Here is a 2,717-nt window from a genome sequence, read left to right on the forward strand (position 1 = left end):
AACAAGAATGCCACGCTGTCACTGGGCTACGGTGGCCTGCTGTCGCAAAACTACCAGGACAACAGCGTCAACGCCGGTTTCACCTGGAATTTCTGATCTTAAAAAACTGAGGGACAAGCCGCCTCTTCGGGGGGCGGTTTGACTAAAACAAAAAGGATAAGGGAATGAAGCAAGCGACAGGAAAGAACAAACCGGCATTGGCGCCAACATGGAAATTGAACGCCTTGCTGTGCGCGTTGTTGGCGGCAGGTGGCGTACAGGCCGCACCCTATACGGAAGGCGGCAAGATAGGCGATCCGTCAAGCTGGCGCAGTAATGAATTCAATGCCAACTGGGGGTTGGGGGCTATTCACGCCGATGAGGCCTATGCCGCGGGTTATACCGGTAAAGGGCAAAAGGTGGGCATTTTCGATACTCCGGTGAACAAGCACCCTGAATTTGCCGGTGACGGTAAACTGGTGAATGTGGTTACCCAGGGCAATCGTGCTTATACCGACCCGCATCGGACAGATATTAAGGCCGGCGATCGTTTTTACTTCGACGGCACCTTCCATTTCTATAACGGTGCGACGCTAAGTAACCACGGCGTCCACGTGGCCGGTATCAGCGGGGCCAATCGTGACGGCACCGGCATGCATGGTGTGGCTTTTGACTCACAAATCATCAGCGTTGATAACGACAATGACGGCCCGGCGTATGGCGAATTCCTCGGGCTGGACGGCAGCGTGACCAACGCGGGTTGGCAGGCGATGATCAACAACGGCGTGCGGGTCATCAATAACAGTTGGGGCGTCAGTATTCCCGATTTCCTGTCGGATAATGGCAAAAAACCCGATGCACTGCATTTCGAGCTGAAAGACGCACAGGAGCAGTTTGATCAGGTGAAACCGTTGCTGGGCAGTTTGGCGGGGGCCGGTTATCAGGGCGCGATCGATGCGGCACGTAAAAATATTCTGGTGCTGTTTGCCGCCGGTAATGACGGCAACTACAACCAACCGGACGTGATCAGTGGATTGGCCTATTTTGTACCGGATATTGCGCCTAACTGGTTGTCGGTTGCCAGCGTTGCGCAAGATGATGCCTCCACCAACAGCGTGCCTTATACCATCAGCAGCTTCTCTTCCCGCTGCGGCTATACCGCCAGTTTCTGTGTCTCGTCACCGGGCAGTAAAATCTACAGCACCGTGGCCAACGGTTCAGACCCGAATCAACTGGTTTCGGACTACGGCAATAAAAATGGGACCTCAATGGCGACGCCGCACGTGACCGGCGCGGTCGCCGTGTTGCTGCAGCGCTTCCCGTACATGACGTCGGCGCAAATTGCCGACGTGCTGAAAACTACCGCTACCGATATGGGCGCACCGGGTATTGATGCACTGTACGGCTGGGGGATGATCAACCTGGGCAAGGCGATTAACGGTCCGGGCATGTTCTATACCGTCGAAGACATTCCTGAAGAGTTCCGCATTCCGGATCCGACCGGCGTGGCTTATGGCTCGTCACAGTTTGTCGCCAACATTCCTGGCTTCGGAGCTGAAATCGATCCAGGCACGCTGCAGGCTCGCACTTGTGATGACTACCACTGTTCGGTAGAGGTCTATTCCAATGACATCTACGGCCATGGTGGTTTGACCAAAGAAGGCCAGGGTGCGTTGGTGCTGACCGGCAACAATACCTACTCCGGCCCAACCTGGGTGAACACAGGCTTGCTGGCGGTGAATGGCTCGGTCACTTCGGACGTCACTGTGCAAAATGCCGGTGTGTTGGGCGGCTCCGGGACGGTGGGATCATTGACCGCCCGCAGCGGCGGTACCGTGGCACCGGGTAACTCGATCGGCACGCTGAATGTTACTCGTAACGTCAGTTTCGAGCCGGGTTCCCGTTACGCGGTGGAAGTAGCCCCCAACGGCCAGAGCGATCGGATCCAAAGCAACGGATCGGCGACGATCGGCGGGGGTGAAGTGGCGGTTTCGCTGGAGAACAGCACTAATCTGCTGTCGCAAAGCGAAGTCCGCAGCCTGCTCGGCCAGCAGTACAACATCCTGACCGCCCAGCAGGGCATCAGCGGGCAGTTTGATTCGGTAGCACCGAACTACCTGTTCCTCGGCACCGGGCTGACTTACCAGCCGAATCAGGTGACGCTGAATGTGGGCCGTAACGACACCTCCTTTGCCAGCGTGGCCGCCACCCAGAACGAACGTGCGGTCGCGGCAGCGGCAGATGCATTGGCGGCGGGCAATCCGGTGTACGAGAGCATCCTCAATGCTGGCTCTACAGGGGAAGCCCGTCAGGCGTTCCGCCAGTTATCCGGGCAGATCCACGCGGATATCGCTTCGGCACAGGTGAACGACAGCCGTTACCTGCGTGATGCGCTGAACGGCCGCCTGCGGCAGGCGGAAGGGCTGGCGACTTCGCCGGACATCAAGGCTGACGGTGACGGCGGTGCCTGGGCACAGTTGCTGGGTGCCTGGGACCATGCGTCGGGCGATGCCAATGCGACGGGCTATCAGGCCTCGACCTATGGCGTGCTGGTGGGGCTGGACTCGGCATTGGCGGATGACTGGCGCCTGGGCGTGGCGACCGGTTACACCCGCACTTCGCTGGACGGCGGCTATGGCTCGAATGCCGACAGCGATAACTACCATCTGGCGGTGTACGGTGGCAAACAGTTCGGTGAGCTGGCGCTGCGTGCCGGTGGTGGCTACACCTGGCACCGT

General features: G+C 58.5%; 2 protein-coding genes. Both read left to right on the forward strand.

Annotation, left to right across the window (positions count from 1 at the left end):
- Positions 1-96, forward strand: a 96-nt coding sequence (locus BEI65_RS27440) for an autotransporter outer membrane beta-barrel domain-containing protein (protein ID WP_157765489.1), incomplete at its 5' end; no start/stop codon positions are given.
- Positions 97-164: 68 nt separating this feature from the next.
- A partial coding sequence (locus tag BEI65_RS26660; RefSeq protein ID WP_099065749.1) for an autotransporter serine protease occupies positions 165-2,717 on the forward strand: 2,553 nt, incomplete at its 3' end.

The organism is Serratia sp. BW106, assembly GCF_002607755.1.
Lineage (GTDB): Bacteria > Pseudomonadota > Gammaproteobacteria > Enterobacterales > Enterobacteriaceae > Serratia > Serratia proteamaculans.